The 25,479-nt window shown below is 52.1% G+C and carries 18 protein-coding genes; 5 read left to right on the top strand and 13 right to left on the bottom strand.

What is annotated here, in order from left to right; all coding sequences use genetic code 11:
• The first annotated feature begins 2 nt into the window (after positions 1-2).
• Positions 3-1,385: an EAL domain-containing protein gene (locus OGX81_RS21835; RefSeq protein ID WP_232103855.1), complete on the top strand. Its 1,383-nt coding sequence runs from the start codon at positions 3-5 to the stop codon at positions 1,383-1,385.
• Positions 1,386-1,513: 128 nt separating this feature from the next.
• Here the strand turns inward: OGX81_RS21835 and OGX81_RS21830 are convergent, their stop codons facing one another.
• The 3 genes from OGX81_RS21830 to dcuC all read right to left on the bottom strand — a co-directional run bounded on the left by OGX81_RS21830 (position 1,514) and on the right by dcuC (position 6,857).
• A complete protein-coding gene (locus tag OGX81_RS21830) occupies positions 1,514-3,412 on the bottom strand; it encodes a methyl-accepting chemotaxis protein (RefSeq protein WP_080750339.1) in 1,899 nt (632 codons plus the stop codon).
• A gap of 356 nt (positions 3,413-3,768) precedes the next feature.
• Positions 3,769-5,463, bottom strand: a complete 1,695-nt coding sequence (locus OGX81_RS21825) for an NAD-dependent malic enzyme (protein WP_286487643.1) — start codon at positions 5,461-5,463, stop codon at positions 3,769-3,771.
• A 26-nt stretch (positions 5,464-5,489) separates the two neighbouring features.
• Positions 5,490-6,857: a C4-dicarboxylate transporter DcuC gene (gene dcuC / locus OGX81_RS21820; RefSeq protein ID WP_058668443.1), complete on the bottom strand. Its 1,368-nt coding sequence runs from the start codon at positions 6,855-6,857 to the stop codon at positions 5,490-5,492.
• Positions 6,858-7,204: 347 nt separating this feature from the next.
• On the opposite strand from dcuC, the gene OGX81_RS21815 reads away from it, so the two are divergent.
• Positions 7,205-8,098, top strand: coding sequence for a MurR/RpiR family transcriptional regulator (locus tag OGX81_RS21815; protein WP_047463819.1), 894 nt, complete (start codon positions 7,205-7,207; stop codon positions 8,096-8,098).
• Positions 8,099-8,135: 37 nt separating this feature from the next.
• Here the strand turns inward: OGX81_RS21815 and OGX81_RS21810 are convergent, their stop codons facing one another.
• Positions 8,136-9,506 carry a class-II fumarase/aspartase family protein gene (locus OGX81_RS21810; protein WP_012134493.1) on the bottom strand — a complete coding sequence of 457 codons (1,371 nt, stop codon included), beginning with the start codon at positions 9,504-9,506 and terminating at the stop codon, positions 8,136-8,138.
• A 414-nt stretch (positions 9,507-9,920) separates the two neighbouring features.
• Here OGX81_RS21810 and OGX81_RS21805 point away from each other — a divergent pair, with 414 nt between their 5' ends.
• Positions 9,921-10,958, top strand: a complete 1,038-nt coding sequence (locus OGX81_RS21805) for a porin (protein ID WP_012134495.1) — start codon at positions 9,921-9,923, stop codon at positions 10,956-10,958.
• 10 nt (positions 10,959-10,968) lie between these two features.
• Positions 10,969-11,745 (top strand): SGNH/GDSL hydrolase family protein, encoded by a 777-nt coding sequence (locus OGX81_RS21800; RefSeq protein WP_012134496.1) that lies wholly within the window; start codon positions 10,969-10,971, stop codon positions 11,743-11,745.
• A 36-nt stretch (positions 11,746-11,781) separates the two neighbouring features.
• On the opposite strand, the gene OGX81_RS21795 is transcribed toward OGX81_RS21800, so the two are convergent.
• Both OGX81_RS21795 and OGX81_RS21790 read right to left on the bottom strand, forming a co-directional pair.
• Positions 11,782-12,240, bottom strand: coding sequence for a hypothetical protein (locus tag OGX81_RS21795; protein ID WP_104867872.1), 459 nt, complete (start codon positions 12,238-12,240; stop codon positions 11,782-11,784).
• 30 nt (positions 12,241-12,270) lie between these two features.
• Positions 12,271-14,478, bottom strand: coding sequence for a TonB-dependent receptor (locus tag OGX81_RS21790; RefSeq protein ID WP_181397022.1), 2,208 nt, complete (start codon positions 14,476-14,478; stop codon positions 12,271-12,273).
• Positions 14,479-14,819: 341 nt separating this feature from the next.
• Between OGX81_RS21790 and OGX81_RS21785 the strand changes: the two genes are divergently transcribed.
• Complete coding sequence (locus OGX81_RS21785) at positions 14,820-15,887, top strand: LacI family DNA-binding transcriptional regulator (protein ID WP_326999281.1); 1,068 nt, start codon at positions 14,820-14,822, stop codon at positions 15,885-15,887.
• A gap of 38 nt (positions 15,888-15,925) precedes the next feature.
• Here the strand turns inward: OGX81_RS21785 and OGX81_RS21780 are convergent, their stop codons facing one another.
• From OGX81_RS21780 to uxaC, 7 genes are all read right to left on the bottom strand, one after another.
• Positions 15,926-16,345: an RbsD/FucU family protein gene (locus tag OGX81_RS21780; RefSeq protein ID WP_049011918.1), complete on the bottom strand. Its 420-nt coding sequence runs from the start codon at positions 16,343-16,345 to the stop codon at positions 15,926-15,928.
• Between the two features lie 45 nt (positions 16,346-16,390).
• Positions 16,391-17,155 (bottom strand): SDR family NAD(P)-dependent oxidoreductase, encoded by a 765-nt coding sequence (locus OGX81_RS21775; RefSeq protein ID WP_012134502.1) that lies wholly within the window; start codon positions 17,153-17,155, stop codon positions 16,391-16,393.
• A gap of 117 nt (positions 17,156-17,272) precedes the next feature.
• On the bottom strand, positions 17,273-19,147 hold the full coding sequence (locus tag OGX81_RS21770; RefSeq protein WP_058668440.1) for a TRAP transporter large permease: 1,875 nt from the start codon (positions 19,145-19,147) through the stop codon (positions 17,273-17,275).
• 76 nt (positions 19,148-19,223) lie between these two features.
• Positions 19,224-20,267 (bottom strand): TRAP transporter substrate-binding protein, encoded by a 1,044-nt coding sequence (locus tag OGX81_RS21765; RefSeq protein WP_012134504.1) that lies wholly within the window; start codon positions 20,265-20,267, stop codon positions 19,224-19,226.
• A 357-nt stretch (positions 20,268-20,624) separates the two neighbouring features.
• Positions 20,625-22,088: a mannitol dehydrogenase family protein gene (locus OGX81_RS21760; RefSeq protein WP_104867874.1), complete on the bottom strand. Its 1,464-nt coding sequence runs from the start codon at positions 22,086-22,088 to the stop codon at positions 20,625-20,627.
• A 73-nt stretch (positions 22,089-22,161) separates the two neighbouring features.
• Positions 22,162-23,706 carry an MFS transporter gene (locus OGX81_RS21755; protein ID WP_047459551.1) on the bottom strand — a complete coding sequence of 515 codons (1,545 nt, stop codon included), beginning with the start codon at positions 23,704-23,706 and terminating at the stop codon, positions 22,162-22,164.
• A 20-nt stretch (positions 23,707-23,726) separates the two neighbouring features.
• Entirely contained in the window at positions 23,727-25,136 is a 1,410-nt protein-coding gene (gene uxaC / locus OGX81_RS21750; protein WP_104867875.1) for a glucuronate isomerase, read from the bottom strand.
• Positions 25,137-25,479: the final 343 nt, after the last annotated feature.

The raw sequence follows: 25,479 nt of genomic DNA, 5'->3' as shown, positions 1-25,479 counted from the left end.
GAATGATGACCAGTAGTCAACGGCGACCGGTGCTGCTGCAACACCAGACGCAGGAGCGCCTTTCGCTACAGCTAACATCCGAGGTCGGAAGGATTGTCGTTTTTCTCCCTGACGATCCTTACTGGCTGCTGTTTATTCTTAGGGAAGCCGCCTTCCTGCTTGCTGAGGCAGAAACACCGCTGCCCATGCTGATCCTTAGCCGTAGTCCATCCGCCTGGCTATGGCAAACGCTGCTCTACCATGTTCCTGATAAACGGCAACTTACCGCCGTCCGGGCGGTCGCTTCCGACCTTCCTGGGAAACAACTGGCAGCGCTGCTACAGGGTGACTTCCTGCAATACCCGAAACTACAGCAATTGTCCTTTTTAGACGCGCAGATACAGGGCAAACCGGCAGCGGGGTTAAGTAAAACGGAATTGAGCGCCACCCTCTCTCTTCTGTACGGGTACAGCATCAACACACAGGCGAAGATCCGCGGTGTGAGCCAGAAAACACTTTATAATCAAAGAACGTCAGGACTAAAAAAGATGGTGGCGTCTCACCCGCATCTGATTACCCGCTTTCCTGGAAGCCAGAGCAAGACTCACAACAAGCAGCTCATCGCCGCGCTATCTCCCTTTGAGCGCGAATTTATCCATGCCATTCATAGTCAACAGGTATTCCCGGTATTTCAACCCATAACCGACGGCCACCTGCGGTTGCAGGGGGTTGAAATCCTTTCCCGCTGGAGAAGAGGCGACAACGTATTGCTTCCCGGCGAATTTCTGCCGCAGATCCACGCCGAATACGCCTGGCTTCTGCTCACGGCCTTTGTGCTACAAATAGCAATCCAGAACATTAACCAACACCAGGGTAAGTTCTGGTTCTCAATAAATATTCCACCCTGCATCGCCAACCACGAAAACCTGCTGCGGATGATGGAAACGGCGCGCCAGCAGCTACAGCAGCCGCAATGGTCGGGTAGATTAGTGCTGGAATTTGCAGAAACGGTCGATCTGCATCAGCAAGGAAGAACAGCAGAAAATATGGACAAAATCCAACGGCAAGGCTTTCGTATCTTCCTCGATGACTGCTTTTCACACAGCAGCGTAATGTTTCCCGTCAGGACAATCCGCTTTAGCGGCTACAAGCTGGATATGAGTATCGTGAATGATTTTCAACGCGATCCACATGCACTGGCGCTGATAAAGAGCCTGCTCTATTACTGCCAGCTGACGCAGAGCCGCTGTATTGCCGAAGGCGTCGATAGTCTGGAGAAATTCAATCAGTTGAAAGCGCTGGGAGTTGACCGCTTTCAGGGCTATCTTTTCTCGCCGCCCATCACTCACGATCGTCTGCCGGAGATAATCCAGCAATTTTTACCGAAACATCCCGCACCTCGCTGAACGCACGCTGCGCCTTACTGGTTTCATAGAGCGCCGCATGACAGGGGATAACTTTTCTGAGACCGACGTGTTCCACGGTCCGGCGAAGGGCTAACCCCATCATGCTGCGCGTTTTGCTATACCGCTTTTCAGAGTTTGAAGCTGCCGACCACTTTTTCAAGCATCTCGGTTTGCGATTCCATTGACTGGGCCGCTGCGGCAACCTCTTCTACCAGCGCCGCATTCTGCTGGGTCGCGCTATCAAGCTGAGTAATGGCGATATTAATCTGCTCAATTCCGCGACTTTGCTCATCGCTTGAGGAGCTGATCTCAGAGATTAAAACGCTCACGTCTTCAACCTTCTCCATTAAGCCGTCCATTGTCGTACCCGCCTGGCGAACCAGACCGCTACCTTGCTCAATACTGCTGACCGATTCTTCAATGAGCTTCTTAATTTCCTGCGCGGACTGGGCGCTTCGCTGCGCAAGAGAACGCACCTCACCGGCAACGACGGCAAAACCACGGCCATTCTCACCGGCCCGCGCCGCTTCAACCGCCGCGTTCAGCGCCAGAATATTGGTCTGGAACGCGATGCCATCAATTACGCTGATGATTTCCACCACTTTTGAGGATGAATCATTGATGTTGCTCATTGTGGCAACCACGTCATTGACCACTGAAGCCCCCGCTTTCGCCGCGTCGGAAGCCTGTGTCGCCAGCCTGTTCGCCTGCAACGCATTCTCTGCATTTTGCCGTACGGTGCTGGTGAGCTGCTCCATCGACGCCGCCGTTTCAACAATGGAAGCGGACTGTTCTTCCGTACGGGAGGAGAGATCCAGGTTGCCTCCGGCGATCTGCCGCGAAGCGGAAGAAATTGCCGAGGAGCTGTGCCCAACCTGCTGCATCAAATCCTGAAGGAACGCGATGAATTTATTAAAGTTGTTGATGATGGCATTAAATTCCGGGCTTTTACTTTCCACAAGCCGTTGCGTGAGATCGGCGCCGCCGCCGGATAGCGCCTCTATGTTCCTGTTCAGCAGCGTCACATTCCTGAAAATGTTGCGCACAATCAGCATCAGGACAAGAACAATGATAAGGCCGATCACCGTCTGCACGAGCGTGAGTGTTGTCAGTATCGCATTAGACTGGCGCACCAGGTTGCTGCTGGGCGTATCAATCACCAGATACCACGGGCTGCCTTCTATCGACAAAACAAACAGCGAATGGGCGCCGTCTTCGCCGTCATAGCCGCCCTCATATTCCGCTTTTTGCCCCTGGCTCAGCAGATTGAGCAGCGGTAAAGCTGACGGAATATTCAAATCGCGCACATTCATCAATGCGGTATTACCTTGAGTCGGCGCGCCGTTCCCAACAATTTTGCCATCAGACTCAACAATTAATACGGTTCCCTCGACCGCCTTCCCCATCTCTTTTGCCAGTTGGTTAAAAAAGCCCAACGTCACATCGATAGTGGCGACACCCCAGGCCTTTCCCTCTTTCCAGATTGTCATCGCGCAGTTGGTTCTCGGCTGCGGGCTGGCCGAATCCTGGTAGGCTTTGGCCCATGCACACTCACCTTTTGGCGCAGCCATACCGTCTTTATACCACGGCTGTTCCCAGTATTTTTCTGACTCCGGCTGGTTCCAGACCGTATTAAGCTGGAGCACGCCACCGGCATCGCGCGCATAAAAAGTGCTGAATTTGTCGCGGCCCGGCTCGCGCAGCCCGGGTAATGGCCAAATGCCGCCGCCAAAAACGTTCAGATCGCCATACTGGTTCACAAACAGCGGCAAGAGCGCGTCAATTTGATCGCTCTGAAGCCCGGAAACCAGTTCGGTGATCGTGCGCTGCTGCGCTTTAACGCGGTTCATTTGCTCTTTTATCGCGTCACTTTGCAGCTCGACCGTGGCTCTTATATTTCTGGTTTCCGTTGCAATAATCTGCGGAGAGACAAATTGTTTGATAACAACAAACGTAACCAACAGTAATATAACAAAAAAACTTATAAGCAGGAGTGTCACTCGGGCTTGAGTTGTTTTCCACATCATGGGGTAGGGTCTCGATCGGTTTGGATAAGTGTTATAACGACATTTATCCGCAATTCTTTACTTATTTCGATCGCTCTGAATAAGGTTTTCCCCACATAAAATAAAAACAGCATTTTAATTAACCGTCGTCCATCTGACCTTGTATAAGGCCGCACATCCGCTTTCAAAAATAATTAAATACATATCATGAAGTTGCACAATCCGCGCAATGCATCGCAGGCTAATGAAGTTTTATTTTTCAACTTATGATGTCAGTTTTATTCCTTACCTTTATTTTTTATCGCCTTGTATTTTTTATTAATACGCCCGGCCCCGCTCCGGCGCGACTGCCGAAGCGGGGCATTCATAGCCAAAAACTAGATAGCACGGCGTTTATAAGGACGATAGTGCGGTAGCCAAAAATGCGCCGTAATGCGCTGTGTTAGCACAGCATCATCCAGCGCATCCGCTACGCCAGACAGCTGCGCCGCCTTCCCCACTTCAAAGGCAATACGGCGGGTTACGTCGCATATCATGTTGATTTCCGGCAGCAATCCTCCGCCATGATGACGCACCGAAGGCGAGGCGTCGGCAAGCGCGCGGCTCGCCGCCATCAGCATCGTTTCCGTGATCCTCCTGGCGCCGCTGGCAATTGCGCCAAGACCGATGGCAGGAAAGATATACACGTTATTACACTGCGATACCGGTATCGTACGTCCGGCAAAATCTACCGGCTCACAAGAGCTTCCCGTTGCGATAATCGCCTGTCCATCAGTCCAGCGGATAAGATCCTGCGGCCGGGCCTCCATTCTGGAGGTCGGGTTAGACAACGGCATAATAATCGGGCGTTCGCAGTGGCGATACATCGTACGCACCACCTCTTCAGTGAACAGTCCCGCCTGTCCTGAAACGCCCAACATCACGCCAGGTTTCGCGTTATGAATGACCTCCAGCAAGGATGGCGTCGCGCCAGCGTATGCCCATCCAGATAGCATTTCAGGAGGCTGCGCCAGCGGAACCTGAAAATCAGCCAGCGACGAGGCGGTGGTCATCACCAGGCCGTCGCGATCCACCATGAAAATCGTTTTGCTGGCTTCTGCGGCGTCCATACCTTCGGCCACCCGGCAGGCGATGATATGGCGGGCAATGCCGCAACCCGCCGCCCCTGCGCCAACGATGACCATCGTCTGCTGATTAAAATCACGCTGGCTGGCGCGGCAGGCCGCTAAAATTGTCGCCAGCGCGACCGACGCCGTTCCCTGAATATCATCATTAAAACAGCACAGCTCATCACGATAACGATGCAGCAAAGGAACCGCAGTATGCTGGGCAAAGTCCTCAAATTGCAGCAATACATCCGGCCAGCGACGTTTCACCGCAGCGATGAACATACCGATAAACGCAAAGTAGTCTTCACCGGTGATGCGCGGATGCCGCCAGCCCATATAGCGGGGATCGTCTAATAATCGCGGATTGTTTGTCCCGACATCCAGCATAACGGGCAACGTATGCGCCGGATTTACCCCGCCGCAAACGGTATACAGCGACAGTTTGCCAATCGGTATCCCCATTCCCCCGACGCCCTGATCGCCCAGTCCCAGAATACGTTCCCCGTCCGTCACCACAATCACTTTGATATCGTGTCTCGGGATATCATGCAGAATATCGTCAATACGTTCGCGATCGGGCCACGAAATAAAGACCCCTCTGGCGCGACGGTAAATCCCGGAAAACTTTTCACAGGCCGCGCCAACAACCGGGGTATAAACAATCGGCAGCATTTCCGGGAGATGTTTTTTCAGCAGGTAATAAAATAGCGTCTCATTCGTATCCTGGATATTACGCAAATAAATATGCCGCGCGTTATCAGACTCCGCCTCCAGATATTGTTGGTAAGCGCGTTCCGCTTGCTCATCAATATTTTCGATAGCGCAGGGCAGCAATCCATTAAGATTAAAATCATTCCGCTCTTGCTGAGTAAAACTGCTCCCCTTATTCAATAACGGCGATTCCAGTAACAGTTTCCCCGTAAACGGGACGTATAAAACATCGTGTGTCACGTTGCTGTCCATGAGTTAAATCCGGTAATAAGAAAGCGTTAAATCAGCACATAGTTGGCAATCAACATCGCGGCAATCCCCGCCAGCGCCGGGAGCAGCGTTCTTCTGACGATCATAAACGGTGAGCATTCGCCCGCTTTGCTCACGGCGATAATGATGCCTGCAACCGGAGAAATAGAGCGCCCCATTCCCGCCATCAGTTGCATAGGCAGAATCATATTGACCGCGCTTTCACCAAACTTCGCCGCGATAGAGGGCGCCAGCCCGGAAAAGGAGAAGAATGCCGCCACGCCAGAACCGGTTAATACCGCAGTAACGCCTACCAGCGCCGTCATCACCAGCGTCATACTGGTAAAGCCCAGACCGGCGCTTTGTACAGACTGAAGGAGATAGTCCACTGCGCCGATTTTCTGTAGCCCCTGGGCATAGATATCCGCACAGACCAGTAAAGAAACGATACTGGTAAACATGCTTCCCATTCCTTTGAAAAATACCTGCAACCCTTTGCAACAGGCGCGGAAATCACGCGTGGTGAACAGCTCGAAGAAAAAAGCGACCACCGCCCCGAGGATCATCGCCGTCACAACGTCAATTTTGATGGATGCGATCGCCAACGGGCTGAAAACCAGAACCAGAATGACGGGCAATACAGGCAGCAGCGCATAAATGGCGGGCACTTTGCGTCCTTCTTCTTCCGCTTCGGCAACCTCTTCCGTCCCCGGAACAAACCCATCTTTTTTATCGAAATATTTGGCGGTAAAGAAAATCACCACCGCGACGGCCAGCATGACCACAACCGCCACCGGCATCTGATAGTGCGCAAAGTAAATCGCGCTTTCCATTCCGGCATGTTTGGCCGCAAGATTCGCCGTTCCAACCGCCGGGCCAAGATCCATAAACGCGCACAGGCCGATCATCGCGGCAGCGGACGCTTTACTGACGCCCAGCCGCACCAGAACGGGAAAGAACGTCACCAGTAATAACATCGCCAGCCCGGCTGCGCTGGAGATCGCCACATGCAGAAGCTGCGCACAAATGTAGCCCAGCGCAAGAATAAGATAAGGCGCCCTAATTACCTGCAAGGGACGAATACACATATTCACCATCGCATTCGAGGCTTTGATGTGATCCATATAACTGGCGAATCCCCCCGCCGCCATAATAATTAAGCCGATACCCGCGATTTGCGTGGTCAAAGACTCTTTTGCAAAACTGAAGATATCCAGCCAGGTTGACCCGGTAGATTTTGCTTTACCATAAAGAATACTATTCTCTGGGTAAAACAGAACGGTAACTGTTAATAACGCCAGCCCCGCGAATAATAACACAGTTTGCGGCTGGTAATTTTTCACAATTAACCACGCGGCAATTACTGTTATCACTATTGCTATAATAAATGCAGTCATAACAACAATCCCTATACCATACAAATCAGAGATGTCAGCCTTATGCAAGCAGCGTTTTCACCAACAGCTAAAAACCTGCTCATACATATTGCCATGAGAATATGTCCGTCAGTTCACGGTATTAAATAATTGTACTGTCGATTTAATCGTAATAAACCACCGTGCTATAAAATATGGGAAAGGGCTTTTCCCATATTTTTTTGTGAGTAAGATCGCATCTTATCTACATGGGGCGCGATTCCGCAGAAAATAAGACTTTTTACTAAATTGCCAGCCACGGAATGATTGACGGCAGAGGTATCTTTTCATATAACAATCTCAATATAAAACGTCACCGGGTACTGCACATGTACAGAAAAAACACATTAAGTCTGGATGAGTATAATTCACTCACCCAAAATATTGGTGACCTGACCGAGTCTGAATGTCGGCTTAATGACTATATTAATAAACACTTCAGCGAATTACCTTATCATGGGATTGTCGATCTTTCCCAGAATGCCGCCGTGAGCAAAGCAACCATCGGGCGCTTTCTGAATAAAGTTGGTTTTACTGGCTATGCGGCTTTCAGAAGAGCGCTGGATACCACGCTGTCAAAAAACAAAATCGCCGCGCCTTTTGAGAAAAACAGTCGCCAGCGGCCTAAAAACACCACCAAAACAGAACAGATTGTTGAGACCTTTAATAATAAAGTCACTTCATTATTTAATGGTTTTAAACAGACCATCAGCATCGATAGCCTGAATAAATTCATCGAACTGGTACTCAACAGCCAGCGCCATATTTATGTGGTCGGCCCTTCCTCCTCCCATGCGATGGCGCTGCATTTTTGTACGTTGTTAAAGTACTTTCGCAGCAACATCACTCTTCTGCCTACCGACATCAGCGAGTTGCCCAAGTGCCTGATAAACATCGAACCAGATGATGTTCTGATCGTATTCTCCTACTATCGCTTTAACCGGGTCGCACTCAATATCGCGAAATGGTTCAGAAAGAAAAATGCGACCGTCGTGCTGATCACCAATTCTGATGCCAATCCTTACGGTAAATTCTGCGATCTTCAGTTTGTCCTGCCAAGCGACGTGGAGTCCATTTTTCAAAGCCGAATTCTCGGTTTCTTTTTTATCGAACTGATTCTGCATCTGGCTTATGAGAAGAGTGACAATGAAGGCAACTTTGCCCAACTGGAAGAGTTGTTTCTCTTCTTTGAGACATTTTCCGCTTCTTCACATAATACCTGACCAGCAGAGTCGGGAGGGACGCTCCCGACATAAAGCGCTACGCAATATCGATGACTTTCATTTCATCAAACCGCGCGAGGGTCTCGGCAATCAGCGCATCGTTGCAACCAATATAAGACAACGGCTCGCAGGCATCGGCAATTTCTTCTGCGGATAACGACGCCCGAATTTCCGGGCTGGCGTGGACAATGTCGATAAGACTTTGCTCACCATTCGCCTGACTGAGCAGCGCTTTAACTAAATTATAAGCGGGTTCTCGCCCTATTTTGTTCGCCAGACTCATCGTAATCGATTCCGACATAATGAAAGATTTCGAGCAGTCAAAATTAGCGCGCATTCGGTCTTCATTCACAATAAGGTGGGAAAGCAGCTTTTTGGCCCGGCTAAGGCTGACCGATAAGGCGTTCGACGCCTCGGGTAGAATCGTCCAGTTCAATACTCTCATCGACGCCGCGCGCACATCCTGCTGATCCAGCATCGCAGGCGCGCCGGAGGCGTACATCCAGCCCATCCTCGCCAGCGTCTGAATCATATTGCTGGCGCGCGGATTAGCCTTGTGCGGCATGGTGCTGGAGCCCCCGCCGCCCTCGCCTTCAAGCACTTCCGCGATGGGGGTGCGTCCCAGAGTTTCCACGTCATTCGCCAGGCGGCAGAGCGTACCGTGAATCAGCGCAAAGCATTGAACCACTTCAACAATTGCATCCTGGCTGGCATTGTTTATACCACAGGGGACGTTTAGCCCCAGCGCCCGCATCAACCGCTCACGCGTCGCCATTCCCTGAGAGCCGACGGAGGCAAGATTCCCCACCGCGCCGCCAAACAGACCCGTAATCGCCCGGGGATAGAGCTGTTGCAGCCGGTTCAGATGCCGATTCACCTCCGCCAGATAGCCGGAGACATGCAGCCCCCAGGTCGTGGCGGAGGCATCAACCGAATTGGTGCGCGCAACCATAACGGTGCGGGCATGCTTTAAGGCCATGCCCTTCATCTCTTCCCCTACCTCAATCAGTTGCTGATATACCCGTTGCAGCGTCTGCTGTAATCGCATCGCCACGCCGGAGTCCAGCAGATCCTGGGTGGTGCATCCCCAGTGGAGATAGCGGCTAACCAACGGAGAGCCAGCAGCCGAAATCTGGTCGATCAAGGGCTTAATCGCCATGCCTACCGTTTGCGTTCCCTGGGCTAAGGCAGGCCAGTTTATCTCGATGTTCTGACATGCCTGCTCGATTTCAATCGCCGCCTGTTCAGGAATAATGCCCAGCTCGCTTTGCACGCGCGCTACCGTTGCTTCAAACGTCAACCAGCAGCGAAGCAGATTGTCGTCAGACCAGATTTCCCGCATCCGACTCTCGGTAAAGAGCGATGAATAGAGGTCAGAATCAAATACTGTTGTTTGCTTACCGTACATACTGCGACTCTCCGGCAATATAAAGCATATTAATATAAAAGGTCGTGAATGAATCTTGCGGGATCGGCCAACTGATTAACAGGGGAAAATAAAATTCCCATTCATAAAATACGTCATGAGAATTTTGTTTTCCCTTTTTAACACCCGAAAAACACAAAAATGAGATAGCTATCACAATGAGTTGCCTTGTTAGTGCAACGCGTATTTCGCTTTGCTTTAACTTTTCGCAAATAATCACCATTAAATTTAGCAACACGATAAAACAGGACATCGTTATGCGCTAAAAATCACATTTTGTAATGAGAAAAAATAATTCCCATATCATGAACTTCCTTTTTTCCAGAACAATCCCCCCTGCGATAAACCGCTCACTCGAACAGATAAATAAGCTAACTATTGTTTTCTGGGGATGCTATGAAAATAAAAATGATTTCACTCATTCTACTGACGGGGATGACAACCTCCTCATATGCGATGAGTATCTATAATAAAGATGGAAATACGCTGGATATTTATGGCCGTGTAGAAGGTAAAATTGCCAGCGGAGAAAACTCTTATGCCGGAAGCGAAACACGAACGAATCTGGGTGGCCGTCTGGGGATTTACCTTACCCGGGATTTGGATTTTATCCCCGAGACAAAGATCGTGGGCCGTCTGGAATGGCAGGTGCGAACCGAAAAAAACGACAGCAATACCGGGGATAGCGATTTAAAAGCGCGCTACTCCTATATTGGTTTGTCCAATAAAACCTGGGGCGAACTGATTGTAGGCAGGACCAAAAACCCGTTGTATCAGGTCATGAAAATGACTGATAAATATAAAAACTTTACGCCGAATATTTACAGCTACGGCATCACCACCATTGATGACTCCTACCAGTTCAACCGCCAGGACGGCACCGTACAATGGAATGCTAAATTTGCAGGCAATGAGATACAGCTGGCGTGGGTCGCGGGCAATGGCAGCAGTAATGAAGCTCTGGATTATGGCGCAATGGCCAGTTACAGAAACACGCTCAGACTGGGGGATTTCAGACTCACACCGGCGATTGCCGCCAGCCGTTATAAACGCCAGGATGGCGTAAAAACCACCGATGGCCGGAATCAAAACGACCAGATCATGGCAGGCTTGCAGCTCAGCTATAAGAACGTTGAAGCCGCCGTCACCGCATTACGCACATCCATTGCGCGCGATAATAAAAGCGACAATGACTTTAAAGGCATGGATTCATTACTGTCCTGGAAATACGGTAAATTTAAATTCCTTACCGGTTACAGTTTCCTGGATGAGAAAGATAAATCCGTCTATGAAAAAGAGGACTGGCGTGTCGAAACACAAATAACATTAGCCGATGATACCTGGTTATCATTTACTTACGATAAAGCCTTCGCCAATAAAAACCAAAAAGTCAATGATGACGCGCTCATCGTTGGACTCCGCTATGACTTCTGACAGGTGATTTATGAAAAGAATAATGCAGTTATCCCTTGCATCAACTTTTTTATTTGGCAGTTTATGTGTGCATGCTGATGCGCTATTAGCGCCCTCACCCTATGCAAAAATAGAGGGGGATAATAAAATTGTCGCGCTGTATGGCAACTCTTTTACGTTCTATAACAACAATATTAATACCCGGTTGCGAGATCTGACGCGCTCTTTACTGCCGAATCACGCGAAAGGGTATAAATATCGGGGGATCACCATCTCAAGCGGTCATTTAGGCTGGCAAATTCATAATCTCGCCTATCAGAATACATTGCAAAAATGGGACGTTGTCATCTTGCAAGGCAACTCCACGGAGACGATCTCGCAGAAAGAGAGCACCCGGCAGAACTTCATCGAATCCGCGACAAAAATGGCGGATATGGCGCATCAGGCAGGTTCAAAAGTCGTGTACTTCATGACCTGGGCAAAGCGGGATCAACCAGAGGATATACAGAAACTTGCTGACGCCTATGTTTCCATTGCGCAGAAAACTGGCGGCTATGTCGCGCCGGTCGGTCTGGCTTTTGAAAAAGCGCGTAAAGCACACCCGGAAATTAATCTTTATTACCACGATGGCGTACACCCTTCCATCGCAGGAACCTATTTAGCCGCCTGTGTGTTCTTTGCCACGCTGTATAACCAGTCGCCAGTGGGCGGAGCGCTGCCCGTAGACACAGATATGACCCCAGCCACCGCAAAAGCATTGCAGCAGATTGCGTGGGAAACCGTCAGCGAGTTTCAGAAATCATCATAGCCGGTTCGGTTGCCCGATGGCGCAAGCTTATCGGGCCTACAATCTCACCACACCGTAGTACCGTAGGCCGGATAAGGCAAAGCCGCCATCCGGCATTATCCGCACCACACCGTAATACCGTAGGCCGGATAAGGCGAAGCCGCCATCCGGCATTATCCGCACCACACCGTAATACCGTAGGCCGGATAAGGCGAAGCCACCATCCGGCATTACCCGCACCACACCGTAATACCGTAGGCCGGATAAGGCGAAGCCGCCATCCGGCATTACCCGCACCACGCCGTAATACCGTAGGCCGGATAAGGCGAAGCCGCCATCCGGCATTATCCGCACCACACCGTAATACCGTAGGCCGGATAAGGCGAAGCCACCATCCGGCATTACCCACACCACGCCGTAATACCGTAGGCCGGATAAGGCAAAGCCACCATCCGGCATTACCCGCACCACACCGTAATACCGTAGGCCGGATAAGGCGAAGCCGTCATCCGGCATTACTACCGGGCATCCCTGCCCGTTTTTAACTCAGAAGTCGTAATTAACAGACAGCTTCAGGGTACGCGGTTCGCCACGGAACACATACACGCCATCGTAGTCGGATACGCCAGACCAGTATTGCTCGTTGGTGACGTTATCCACCCCTAAACGCCATACCATCTCATTCTGCTCCTGGTTTACGCGCATCCGGTAACGAACGCCGAGGTTAAGCGTGGTGTAACTGTCCAGCTTCTTCTCATTAGCGGCGCCGTCATACTGCGAGCCGGTGTGATTCAGTCGCGCGGTAGCGGTCAGCCCATCAACCTGCCGGATATCATATTCAGCACCGAGAACGGCGGTGAAACGTGGAGTACCGGAAGCATCATTCCCCTGGTTGACGCCATCCTGCGTTTTGGTCAGTTTCGGCTGTAACCAGGTCGCACTGCTGTTCAGACGCAGACCGTAGACCGGCTCACCAAACAGGTTAACTTCCACACCCCGGTTACGCTGCTCGCCATCGGTCGAATATTCCTGCGTCGTCTCGTTCTTAATCACGGACGGTTTCTTAATCTCAAACAGCGCCAGGCTACCGCCGACGGTGCCGAAATCAATTTTCACGCCCACTTCATTTTGCTTAGAGTGCAGAATACCGATGCTTTTACCGTAATCCGGCGACTCCTGATCGGTAATGTTTTCACCCGGCTGTAATGCCTCGGTGTGGTTGGCATACAGTGACACCGTGTCCCACGGCTTATATACAATACCGTAGGTCGGCATCCATCGACTTTCCGTATAGCGAGAGTCAGTGTCTTCTTCACCGGTCGCATTGCTGTAGTTACGCACCACCACTTTCTGATTACGCGCGGCGACAGTCAGCAGCACCTGGTCATCAAAGAATCCCAGCGTATCGCTGAGGAGATAACCCTGAGTACGGTTTCGGGAGGTTGTCAGCGGATCGTGATAGTTGCCGCCGGCGAGATCCCACTGCGGCATCGGCACGTCATGGTTGTCATAGATATTGGTCATGGAGCCAGGGTTGGCCCAGTTCATACGCCATGCCGTTTTATCGCGTTTGATCACCGCCGAATAGCCCAGGTTCACCTTATGGCTGACCGACCAGGTATCAAATTCGCCGCGAATACCCGCCATACTGCTGAACGCGTCAATAATACGGTTGGTATACAGCACATTGACGACAGCATCACCCGATCTGTCCAGTAATTTTGGCGCGGTATAAATCCCGGTTTCATGCGCATGTTGCGCCCCGGCGCCGCCGTAGACCGTCCAGTTATTCAGGATGTCGTATTCAGCGCGCGCCATACCGAACTGGTTAGTGATATCACTGTAGCCCCACTTCTGGCTGTAGTTATCCGTGTTGTTCGGTACATCCGGCACGAAATCGACGCCGCTTAAGTTAATTCCCATCGTCCCGCCGTGGAACGTCTTTTTCTGGGCGGCGACATCCAGCGAGGAGCGCAGTTTATCGCCGCGATAATCCAGCCCGAGGGCGGCCAGCGTCGTGCGCTTTTTCTCGTTATCAACGGCGGTTTCGCCTTCACGATGCAGAATGTTTACTCGCGCGCCAAACTGATTGTTATCGCCAAAACGACGACCGGCATCCAGCGTGGTGCCTACCTGAGTTGAAGAGGTGTAATCCACTCCCAGGCGCGTCAGCGGCAGGTCATCAGCATGTTTCGGCTCCATGTTGACCATACCGCCCACGCCGGAACTTGCCGCGCCGTTCACGAAAGAGCTGGCGCCTTTAAACACTTCCACGCGCTCAAACAGCGAAGCATCCACGACCTGACGCGGCAGCACGCCAGCCAGACCGCCCCAGGTCACGTCATCCCCCGCCAGCTCAAAGCCGCGAATACGATAGTTTTCTGAGAAGTTCCCGTATCCCTGTACGGGCTGTACTGCGGCGTCGTTTTTCAGCACCTCGCCGATGGTCTTCGCCTGCTGGTCTTCCACCAGTTTTGAGGTGTAACCGATAACGTTAAACGGCACATCCATCGCTTTTTGTTCGCCCAGAACCCCCAGTCGTCCTCCGTGGGCAACCTGCCCCTCCAGGAACGCGGGCACCTGCGCGTCGCCACCGGCTTTAAAACCACTGTCTGCGGATTTGGCCTCAACGACCATCGTATCTTCTTTCCCGGTAGTGTCTTCTGCTGCGTAAACACCGTGAGCGGCGGCACCAATCGCGAATGCCAGCAAGGATTTTTGCAGAGAATAATTATTTTTTGCGCTGCTTTTCATCATTAATCTCATGAATACAAGGACACGAAAAAACCCGTTTAAAATGGGGTTTTATTGAATGAAACCCGAACAAAAATGCTCGTTTTATGTATGGGAAGGGTTTTCCATATATATGTTCTGTGTCCATCCTTGATACGAAGAATAATCACCGAAACCCGCACAGCCAACATGATAATGAGAGTAAAACTCATTATCAATGTTATTTAGATTTTTCATTGTGTGAACAACGGTTACGGGATTTATGGCATTGACACGATTAGCTGTAACGTTACACTAAACCGTTGTAGTTTATACTCTGCTATCCAGATGGCGATACTGAATGAGCCGCCATTCACCGATTGCTGCAAAGGAGATGTATGGCAAACATTCGAGATGTCGCAAAGCATGCGGGCGTTTCCGTCAGCACGGTGTCCAATGTGCTTAACGGCCGCGCCGATCAAATGCGCCCGGAAACGCTGGCGCGCATTCAGCAAAGCATGCAAACGCTCAACTATTTCCCCAACCGGGTCGCCCAGCAACTCAAAACGGGGCAGGCAAAAATGATCGGGTTGCTGGTGCCATCCATCGTGAACCCCAGCTTTGCGGCACTGGCGCGTGAAGTGGATCTGGCCGCCAAAAAACACCTCTACCGCGTGCTGATCGGCAACACCTATCGCCAAATCGAAGAAGAAGAAGCGTTTCTGGAAGATATGTTTGCTCATGGCGTTCGCGGGATTATTGTGGCCGCCTGTGATATCGAAAAGCCGCATTTCGCCCGCGCGGCGGCGCAGGGCATGATAATGGTGAACTACGATGGCCGTATGCCCGCAAGCGTTGACTCTGGCGGTTTCGCGCTGGACAGCGTGTCGATGGATAACGTTGAGGCGGGCCGAATGGCGGCAGAGCATCTTATCGCGCGCGGGTGTCGCCGCCTCGCGTTTGCGACCGTCGCAGGGATGACCCCCAGCCGCGCGCATAAAATAGAAGGCTTTCTCAGCGCGGTACGCCAGCACAACATGTATCGTGAAGGGATGATCATCGAAGGAAAAGCGATGGCCGCCTACGGAGATACCGAAATGACCGAACTGGGCCGTTCTCTGGCGCAAACCCTCTGCCAGCAATCCCTTCGTCCTGACGGCATCGTCGCCATTAACGATGCGCTTGGCATTGGTTTGATGAGTGGTTTGCACGAAGCCCGTATCCGCGTGCCGGAAGAGATCTCTCTCGTCGGTATCGACAATATTTCACTCTCTGGCCTGGTTTACCCCGGCCTGACCTCTATTATGCCGCCGCTCACGGAGATGGCGGACGTGATGGTTGAGCGCCTGATCGCCCGAATAGAGACTCCGGCAATCCCTCCCGACGAGTTTTTGTTTCCCCCTTCTCTGGTATGCCGACAATCGGTGCGGGAAGCGGAAAATATACGATGAGAATAACGCGAGAAGAACGTCGCGTTATTCTCGTCTTCTCAGAGTAATGTCGGGCCGACGGTGAGGAGAATATTGGCAAAACGGCGGGTTTCGCCTGACGCAATCACCAGCAGCGTATCCGATGATTTTGCCAGCGCGTAAAACGCATTTCGCTCAACATGAGAAAGTTCCGTCATTTCTGAAAGCAGACCACGGTATTCACGCTCAATCGTGTTATCAAATTCAGCCGGGCTCGTCATTAACGTCGCTTTCTCTACGTTAATATAGCCAAGAATTTTCTCCAGAATCATCACGCTGCCAATTAAGCCGGGAGAAAAGTTAAGCCAGATAATACGTGCCTGCGGTGACGAGTTGGTCAGGAAAGAGTAATTCGCATCCGCGATCAGAATATTGGCTTTATGACCGCACTGCGCCAATGCCTGTAATAAATCGGGATGAATAATATCTGACTTTATCATAAAGAGTCCCTTTTAACTCAGGCGGGTTTTACAACCCGCCCGCTTTTACGCCCGATAAATACCGCCATTAATATCAATCGTCGCACCGGAGACGAAACCATCATATTCAGAGGCGAGGAAACAGATTACCCGGGCGACATCTTCAGGCGTACCGGCGCGCCCCAAAGGAATAGCCTGAATCGTCTGGTCGGCAGACGCCTGCGTCGTATGCTGATTATGAAAACGGGTGCCCAGAATCAATCCTGGGGCCACGGCGTTCACCCGAATGCCAGATTCGCCCAGTTCGGCGGCAAGTGAGCGCGTCCAGGTCAAGACGGCGCCTTTCGTGGTGGAATAAACCAGAGAGCCCGCATGGCCGCCGGAACGACCGGCTAATGACGCCAGATTCACAATGCTCGCCCCATCTGGCGAGGCTTTCAGCCAGGGCAACGCCTGCTGGGTGACATTGAGCATCGTGGTCATATTCACGTCAATAACGGTACGCCAGAACTGTGGTTCGATCTCGCCGAGCCATTTTCGGGCGATAATTCCACCGACGTTATTCACCAGAATATCAATGCCGCCAAGAAACGCCGCGCCCTGTGCAACGCACCGCGCGGCATCTTCCTCATTCGTTAAATCAGCATAACCGCAAGCCGCCCGGCCTCCCTTTTGCTCCGCAATGGCCATTAATTCTCGTGGGCCTTCTTCGCCGCTGAAATAATGAATATAGATATCACATCCGGCCTCAATTAATTTTCTGGCCGTTTCTTTACCAATACCCTGTTCCGCACCGGTAATAAAAACTTTTTTACCCACTAATGATCCCATTTCATACTCCACTTATTCAGATTTAAACATCGCCAGGCGATAACCTGTCGCGTTACTGCTATTTTCAGCGCGCGGACATCCCCGCCACTGAGCGTGGCGAATATCCGTAATGAATAATCAGTAGCCTGCCAGTCCAGGCAACCAGGTGGTTAATGGCGGTGCCATCGCCACAATGATGATGCCGACGAAAACAACCGCCAGATATTTCGCCATTGGCCGAATAACATGTTTCATCTCCACGCCGCAGATGGCGCAGGTGGTATACAGCCCTAATCCAATCGGCGGTGAAAATAAGCCAAAGCCCATCGCCAGAATCATGACAATACCGAAATGCAGCGGGTTAAACCCAAGCTGAATGGCGATTGGCACCAGGATAGGGGCGAAAATGATCAACGCTGGCGCACCTTCCAGAACCGCGCCAAAGATAATCAGAATCACAATGGTCAACAGCAGGAACAGCCAGGCGCCCTGTTCCATCCCAATCCCCACCAGCAGTTCAGCGATTTGCTGCGGAATCATCTGTATCGTCAGCGCATAAGAAAGGCTGGTCGCGCAGGCGACGATGAACAGCAGTACGCCGGACATGGCCGCGATATCAATAAACATTTTTACCGTCGCTTTCAGCGTCAGCTCGCGAAACGCCAGGCGACCGACAACGATGGCGTAAATCACCGCAAAGGCGGAGATTTCTGTCGAGGTGGCAATCCCCATCATCACCCCACGGCCAATCATAAAGATCATGACCAGCCCCACGGCGGCGCCAAGGTAGAGCTGCGCACGCGGGCGTAAAACCGGGTAAGCCTCGCTGACGTTAATTTTTCCGCCAAAACGATTGGCCGCGATCATCAGCAGTATCAGCAGGCAGACGGCGGGAACCAGGCCGGCGATAAACAACGCGCCGATGGAGATATTCGCCACAAACCCCATGACGATCAGGTTTACGCACGGAGGAATGGTCTCCGCCATCACCGCCGATGCGGCGAACACCCCTGCGGCCTCTTCGCTGTCCTGCTTAGCGCGACGCACCGCAGGCATCAAGACACCGCCCACCGCGGCGACATCCGCCAGTTTGGAACCGGAAATCCCGGAGAAGAAGGCCATCGACAGCACGGTCGTCATGTTTAACCCGCCGCGAAAGCGCCCCATCCCGCGCACAATCAGCTCAACCAGACGCGTCGACATCCCGTTGATTTCCATTGCCGCCCCGGCAAGTAAAAAGAACGGAATCGCCAGCAGAACGAAGTGGTCTACCCCGGCGGCAACCTGCTGAGAGAAAAAGACAAACGGTAACGACGGATCGCAAATAAAGAACACCATTGCGGACATGCCCAGCGTAAACGCGATAGGCACACCGGCCAGGATACCCAGCGCAAAACAGATCAGCATCAGTCCCGCCGCCGCGCTGGCCGGATCGGCCATCAGCGAGAGTTTCAGATACCCCAGCGCCGCCAGCACCAGGATTCCGCCGCCGCTGAGCAGAACAACCCGCGCGCGTTCATGCAGCGCATGTTCCAGCGCGGCCACCATCATTACCACGGAACCGATCAACACCGGGATAACGTAAATCGTCTGCGGCAGGCCGGTCTCGGTCGTTTGTACCCGCGCGGCCTGCACCAGGTCATAGCTGGAAATCACCAGCCCCACCGACACCAGAAACAGCACCCAACGACTGGCATGGATAACATAAGGGCGCACCTGCTCGGGCAAAAAACGCAGGAACAGATCGACGCCAATATGCCCGCCTCTGCCTGTGGACGTGGCCACGCCAAAAAAGACGAGGGCAATCATCAGCGCACGCGCCACCTCTTCCGCCCAGTGAATCGGTGAATGCAATGCGTAGCGCCAGATAACGGATGCGAATACCACCAGTACGTTGATAAACAGCACCAGTGCCCCGGCCCAGGATGTTAAGGTCGTTAAGCCTCTGCTCAGTCGGCCTAACAGCATCAGCAAAGCATTTTCATCCTTTGCTTTCATAGAGATATCTGCCATGTTGGACTCCTTTCATGGGCTTACCGGGTGATACCGCCGACCCGCCCCAAAACCGGCTGAATCGGCGGCTCACGTATTACGACTTATCGCCTGGCGCCGCGGCGGTAATCTCATCAACAATCGGTTTCATATCAGGATATTGATCGAGGAATGCCTTCCAGACCGGCTGCACCTGCTGCGCAAAGTACGCGCGATCGGTCTCGCGGAATGTCACCCCTTTGGCTTCCAGGTTTTTAATCGCTTCCTGCTCTTTCTGGCTTGCCTGCTGGCGCTCGTACTCTGTGGCTTCCTGCGCCGCCGCAAGGACATCGGCCCGCAGCGCTTCTGGAATTTGCTCGAAGCTCTTCTTATTCATGGCAATCATCAGCGGGTTAAAGCTATGGCGGGTCAGGGTGCCATTCTTGATAATTTCATAATATTTGCTGGAGTAGATGGTCGGCGCATCATGTTCAACGCCGTCGATAACGCCCATTTGCAGACTGGAATAGACCTCGCCGCCCGGCATCGGAATCGCCACCGCGCCCATATGATTCAGCGTGGCGATAAAGTTAGGCACTGGCAGAACGCGGATTTTCAGATTCTTTAAATCTTCAGGTTTTTCAATAGCCTTTTTGGTATACACATTACGCGCGCCTAAGTTATAGCCATAACCCAGCACCATAACGTTGGCTTTATTCAGCATTAACGCAGAAAGCTGCTCGCCCGCTTTTCCGTCCAGCGTTTTGCCAACCTGGTCGTAATCTTTAAACAGATACCCCAGATCCAGAACGCCGATTTCAGGCACCAGCGTGGCCCAAATCGAGGTGCCGGAGATCATCATATTGATTGCGCCAATGCGTACCTGCTGCGTGGCATCGGCCTCTTTTCCTAACATCCCGTTGGCAAAATAGTTGAGCTTAATTTGCCCTTTCAATTTTTCGTTTTTGTTCAGGTTCTCCTGAAAACGGGTAAACCAGATATAGTGCGCGGAGGAATCATCCCCGGGCAAAGAGGAGTAAACGCGAAAATTAAGCGCTGCCTGAGCAAAAGAAGTCACCACACTGCCCGCTATCAGCGCGGTACTTAAGCAAGCTAAAGCTAAAAAACGTCTGGTCGAACGAAGCTGTTTTATTTCCATCATGATTGTCCTTCCACATACCATTAGGGTAGCGATAACGCCGTCTGGCACCGCTAAATCGCCAGGAGAGTAAATGAGAAAAACTGCTGTATGTTTCTTCTGTAACGTTTTAGTGTAACGTTACAGAAACTATCCGCCTCCCTGTACAAAAGCAAGTCGCTTCCTTTCATCAGTGGGAGTGATATGTGAATTTTGTGGCGGACATCGCTAATTCGCGCAGGTGCGTTACATCGTTAAAACGACATCATCGCTGTTTAGTCACTGTTTAGCGCAGAAGAAAGCGACGGGAGAAAAAAAGAGGAAAAGGGTTGGTGAATAACGCAGGAGTGCCGTCGTTATCTGGCGGCACTCCTTTACGCTTTACCGTTCAGAGATATAGCGGGCGACCGTCGCTTTCGCGCCGTTTTCCAGCAGCGACAGGTAAGCCTGCGTTACCTGCGCCACAAACAGCGGCTCATGCGGTAATTCGTTCCCGAAAATGGCCTCCACGCCCAGCAGCGCTTTTACCCGCGCCTCGCCTTCCGCGCTCTGCATCACCGCATTCTGCAAGACCGGCAACAGCGGATCGCTGACGTCAATACGGTTTCCCTGTTCATCCACCCCGCCGACGTAACGCATCCAGCCCGCAACGCCCAGCGCCAGCAGATCGAAACGATGGTGGTGAACCAGGTGCCAGCGAACGGAATCCAGCATGCGCTGCGGCAGTTTCTGGCTGCCGTCCATCGCAATCTGCCAGGTACGGTGACGCAGTCCCGTGTTGCTGTAGCGCGCAATCAGCATATCGGCATAGCGGGTGAGATCCACCCCCGTCACGTTCAGCGTCGGCGCCTGCTCTTCCAGCATCAGCGCCCTCGCGGCGTGTCGGAAGTGCTCATCTTCCATACACTCATTAATGTGCTGATAGCCGGAAAGATAACCCAGATAAGCGAGGAAAGAGTGGCTGCCATTAAGCATACGCAGCTTCATCTCTTCAAACGGCAGCACGTCAGCCACCAGTTCGGCTCCGGCCTTTTCCCATTCCGGGCGGCCTGCGACAAAGTTATCCTCGATAACCCACTGGCGGAATGGCTCGCAGGCCACGCCTGCCGGGTCGCGCACGCCGGTAAGCTGTTCAATCTTATCCAGCGTTTCCGCCGTCATCGCCGGGACGATACGATCCACCATCGTGGAGGGGAACGTCACGTTCTGCGCAATCCAGGCAGCCAGCCCGGCATCAACGGCTTGCGCATAGGCGCATATTACGTTGCGCATGACATGACCGTTTTCCGGCATATTGTCGCAGGACATCACGGTAAACGCCGGGAGACCCGCCGCTCTGCGGCGCGCCAGCGCGGCGACAATAACGCCCGGCGCTGATTTTGGCTGCTGAGGGTTTTGCAGATCGGCAACGATAGCCGGGTGATCGAGCATCAACTGGCCGGTAGCCGGAGAGTGGCAGTAGCCTTTTTCCGTGATCGTCAACGATACAATGGCAATCTGCGGCTCGCACATAGCAGCCAGCACCGTTTCCAGGCCATCCACCTGCGCATGCAGCGCGTTCTTCACTACGCCAACCACGCGGGCGGTCCAGGCATCGGCCGACATTTCCGCCACCGTATAGAGGCGATCCTGATTTTTCAGATCGGCGATCTGCTGCTCGCCGCCAATCAGGTTAACTTCGGTGTAGCCCCAGTCGCTGCCGTGTTCCGCAGCCAGAATATCCGCATAAACGGCCTGATGCGCACGATGAAACGCGCCGAATCCCAGGTGAACAATTCGCGGAACCAGCGCGTTGCGATCCCAGTTCGGAACGGTGGCTTTCGCGTGTAATAGCTTATTTTGCATCTTTCTACTCACTGTATAAAAAGAGGGATTGGCGGCAGCAGGCCTATTGCGCCCTTGCTGCCGCCAGGCTGTATCAGCTCAGTATGGAGGTGGGTTCAGCGGGCTTTACCCGTTCAGGCGCGCTTTGACACCAGAGCGAGTCATAGCTGTAGCCCGTCAGGTCTTCCACAATATGGCGGGCTTCCGGCGTCACATCCTGTTTAAGACCGTCCGCTTTGAGGCGTTCAATTTCGTCCACGAAAATTTTGTGCGTGCGCTTATTCAGATGGAAGGTCAGCGCTTGCCACAGTGCAATGATCAGAAGCCCGGCCGTACCAACGAACAGCAGCATGGCAATAGTCGTGATCGCTTCCTGCGGCTGCGTCTGGCTGCCTTTCACGAAGCCGCCGCTTTGCAGAAGCAGGCCCACGGCAAAGGTCGCAATAGCTACCGTTGTCTTACGGGAGAACGTCATGACGGCGGCAAACAGCCCTTCACGGCGCTGACGGGTGATCATTTCGTCAATGTCCGGGATGAACGGGAACACGTTCCACGGCGTGAACTCCAGAATGCAGCGCCCGACCTGGTAAACCCCGGCGAGAATCACCAACAATACGATTTTGTTGTCGGTCGGGAACTGGTAAACCAGGAAGAACCCGCCCAGGCACAGCATCATCAGGCTGTAGGAGAAGACATAGAGGCGAGAAGGGCCATATTTAATAATCGCCACGCCCGCCGCCAGCGTGACCGGCAAGCCGACGATACTCATCGACAGCAATGTTCCCGCCAGCGAGGATGAAACATTCAGGCAGTAGACGCAGAAAAAGACGAATACGGTGTTGTAGACATCCTTGGCGGTAAAGGAGAAGAGATAGATCGCCAGATGTTTACGGAACGCGCGCACTTTTAACGTTGAGGCATACTCTTTGAACAGGTTGCCAAACGCCGCCAGTTTTTCGCCAGCGGTCATCGGCTGACGCTCTTTTTCCATTTCCGCCAGCATTTCCGGCGTCAGTTCACGTTCCCAGGTCACTTTCCAGGAGATAAACACACAGACCGTAAACAGCACGGCAAATACAACGCCGTTGATCAGATATGCATCCGCGTTGTTTTCACCCAGCCAGCCGATCAGCAGGCCCGGAATAAAGGTGGCAAGGAACGTCCCGGATGCCGACAGGAACATGCGGCACGTTGACAGTTTGGTACGGTCATTGAAGTCTTTGGTCATCTCAGACGGCAGCGTTTCCCACGGGATCAGCACCATAGCGGCGATAATCTCAAAGGCCAGGTACACAGCGAGATAGAACCAGAAGTTCATGCCGTTCATCCATAACAGGATGTAAACCAGCATGAGTGGCGCGCCAATGAGCAGGAAGAAACGGCGGCGGCCAAATTTCTTGCCCAAATAATGCTTATAGAAATGGTCCGTGAAGCTGCCCATAAACAGGCTCACGATCGCATCGACAATACGCGCGATCGCCACAATAGATGCCGCTTCAATCGGCGACAGACCAACAAAGGTGGTATAGAAGAAAAGCAGCCAGGCACCGATAACGGTAAATGCGCCGCCCCCCATGATATCCGTCAGGCCGTAGCCGATACTGACGGGAATGGTGACTTTTCTGTTCTTACGGGTCATCGTTTATTCCTGCATCAGTCTTATCGAAAACGGAAATAGCGGCGGGCGTTATCCACGCAGATGCCACGAATCATGTTATTGAGGATCGCATCGTCCTCCGGCACTTCCCCTCTTTCGACCCACCCGCCAATCAAATCACAGAGGATTCGGCGGAAATAATCGTGTCGGGTATAGGAGACAAAGCTGCGGGAATCCGTCAGCATACCAATAAAGTTAGAGAGTAATCCCTGATCGGCAAGCGCATTGAGCTGATTCACCATGCCGCGTCGCGTATCGTTAAACCACCAGCCGGAGCCAAATTGCAGCGGGGATTTCACACCATCTTCACCGCTCTGGAAATTAGCGATGGTGGAGGCAACCACATCGTTATAGCTGGCGTTGAGGTTATAGAGGATCGTTTTCGGCAGACCGTTGTTTTCCGCCATTGCGTTCAGCAGACCATTCAGGCTTTCCGCAAGGTGCGTCTGATCGCCAATAGAATCAAAGCCACAGTTAATGCCGATTTTTTCGAACATTGGCGTGTTGTTGTTGCGAATCGCGCCAAAGTGAATCTGCATTGCCCAGTCGCGCTGTTTGTACATTTTGGCTAAGGCGACAAAAATAAGGCTATCCCAGGCCTGAAGTTCATCTTCAGTCAGCGCATCACCTGCCAGTCGGCGCTGGAACAGCGCGGCCTGCCCGGCAGCATCAAGCGGGCGAAAACGAACGGCCAGCGGCCCATGATCCGACACCCGGCAACCCGTGCTGTGGAAAAAATCGACGCGCGCTTCAAGCGCCGCGAGAAACTCATTCAGAGTGGTAATGGTTTTTCCGGTTTTCTGCGACAGGCGAGAAACAAACGTCAGGAAGCGATCGGGATGCGTTTCAAACAGTTCATCGGGACGGAAGGTCGGCAGCACGAGCGTTGAAAAATCACGCTTTTCCGCCAGTCGCTGATGATATTCCAGATCGTCAAGCGGCCCATCGGTTGTGCAAAGCGCTTCAACATTTGAACGGGTAATTAACGCCTGCGGTAAAAAATCATCGCGACGTAATTGTTCATTACACTGCGCCATAATCGTGCGCCAGTTCTTACTGTTTAGCGTTTCCTCAATCGCGAAATAATATTTCAGTTCAAGATGAGTCCAGTGATACAGCGGATTACCAAAACTGGCCTCAACGGTTTGCGCCCACGCTTCAAATTTTTCCTCTGAAGAGGCATCGCCGGTAATTTTCCGCTCGGGTATGCCATTGGCGCGCATCGCCCGCCATTTATAATGGTCCCCTTCCAGCCAAAGCTGGGTAATATCGGCAAAAGGTTTGTTTTCCCAAATCGCTTTCGCTTCAAGATGGCAGTGATAGTCAATAATAGGTAACGTCTTAGCCAGCTCAGAATACAACCGCTGACCCGGTTCGTTATTTATCATAAAACTTTGATTTATCATGGACATAATTACTCCGCACAAGGGGATGGCTTTTGCTAAAACGTCCCCAGGTTGAGGCTAAAATCGGTGTATGACAGGTACTTAATAGCCCCGACATTACCCCTCCCGCCCATTTAAAGTCTACTACCATACAAGTGTAATTAAGAAATTTGTGACTTAAATCATGTTATGCAACTTTCAATAAAAAAATCACTTTCAGTCGTAATGGCGTGTATTAATCCCTGTGCTATAGCGGTTATTTTCACGATAAACGACAAATAAGAACAAACTGATCATTATATTTTACAAAATTAAAACACTTACCGGAAATAAGCTTTCCAGTAAAAGCTTCCCCTTAACGGAAATGTAT

It is taken from the genome of Citrobacter sp. CK206 (assembly GCF_030333125.1).
GTDB classification, from domain to species: domain Bacteria; phylum Pseudomonadota; class Gammaproteobacteria; order Enterobacterales; family Enterobacteriaceae; genus Citrobacter_B; species Citrobacter_B koseri.
Note: the sequence above shows the minus strand (reverse complement) of the source record. Positions and strands in the feature narration are given on the sequence as shown.